1 protein-coding gene is annotated in these 1,534 nt (G+C 57.0%); it reads left to right on the plus strand.

The genetic code is table 11. From position 1 onward, the window contains the following. The first annotated feature begins 285 nt into the window (after nt 1-285). Complete coding sequence (locus tag QP909_RS11645; RefSeq protein ID WP_005324630.1) at nt 286-1,515, plus strand: IS110 family RNA-guided transposase; 1,230 nt, start codon at nt 286-288, stop codon at nt 1,513-1,515. Nucleotides 1,516-1,534 lie beyond the last annotated feature (19 nt).

The raw sequence follows: 1,534 nt of genomic DNA on the forward strand, positions 1-1,534 counted from the left end.
TGACGCTGATAATGGGAATACAGGATCGGAACCACGTGGAATGACCCACTTCTTGACTGGCCATGATCTCCTCATGTGCCTTCAGCGTGATCTGTCTTCCATGTTAGTTCCGACCCTGTACCGCAATCTGGTGAATCCGCCCATGACCTTATAGGAGCGTGACGTCTCCACCGTGACCACCCCGGCAGGTGTCTAGTGTAGTCGTCCCATCAGCGTCTTGTCTGCCCGGAAACCCCGGATCGCGGGTCACCCGCACGTTTGCTCACAGACAGGACCTGATCCCCAATGTCTACCACTTTCGACTGCCCCACCGGCCCCGTTGCCGGAATCGACACCCACACCGATACCCACACTGTTGCCGTTATTTCGGACACCGGCCGGCACATCGCCACCGACACCTTCCCCGCCACCAACCCTGGCTACGTGGCGATTTCAGAGTTCATGGCAACCTACGGTGTCACCACCGTCGGTGTGGAAGGAACCAGCTCCTATGGAGCAGGCCTGACACGCCACCTTCGCACCCAGAAATACTCAGTCGTAGAAGTCTTACGCCCTACCCGGGCCGTTCGACGCCGGGACGGCAAATCAGACCCCGTTGATGCTGTCGCTGCCGCCCGCCAGGTGCTCACCGGGGAAGCCTTAAGCATCCCGAAAGACACTTCCGGGCCAGTGGAATCCCTCCGTGGGTTGCAGATCACCCGCCGTCAGCTCGTGATGACAGCAGCGAAACTGATGACAACGATCAAATCGTTGCTGGTCACAGCACCCGATGAGATTCGACGCCGCTATAGTGCGATGTCCACATTGGTCATGGTGGAGGCCTTGTCCCGGTGCCGACCATCAGCTGACCTGGCCGACCCCAGAAATGGGGTGCTCCTCGCGTTGAAGACATTAGCCACCACCTATCGTGATTTACAGAAACAGGGTACGCAGCTGGAAAAACACATCAGTATCCTGGTTGAGATGATCAATCCGCATGTGACCTCGATATTTGGGTGTGGTTCCGTGGTGGCTGCTGATCTGATTGTCAGTGTGGGGGATAATCCAGGCCGGATTCACTCCGAGGCAGCATTAGCTCATCTGTGCGGGGCCGCACCGATTCCGGCTAGTTCTGGACGGACTCATCGGCACCGTCTCAACCGGGGTGGTGATCGTCGGGCGAATTCTGCGTTGCATCGGATCGCGTTGGTGCGGATGCATCATGACCAACGCACCAGGGACTACGTAGCCAAACGCACCAAGGAAGGATTGTCGAAAAAGGAGATCTTACGGTGTCTGAAACGCGCCATTGTCAGGGAGGTCTACCGGGTGTTGTGCTTGGGTCAGGCCGTTCTTCCAACGGGCCAGGTAGAGGTTGATGAACTCAAAGCTCGACGGATCGAGAGGCAGTTATCGCAAGCCCAGGTTGCTGAAAAACTCGGGTGTGCCCCGGCGAGAATCAGTGATATCGAAACCGGCAAGCGCCCTTTGCCGGAGTTGAGGTTGGCTTATGAAGAACTTCTCAAATCAGCTTGACACAACATAGGAGCATCAC

The organism is Corynebacterium sp. MSK195 (genome assembly GCF_030228885.1).
In the GTDB taxonomy this organism is placed as follows: domain Bacteria; phylum Actinomycetota; class Actinomycetes; order Mycobacteriales; family Mycobacteriaceae; genus Corynebacterium.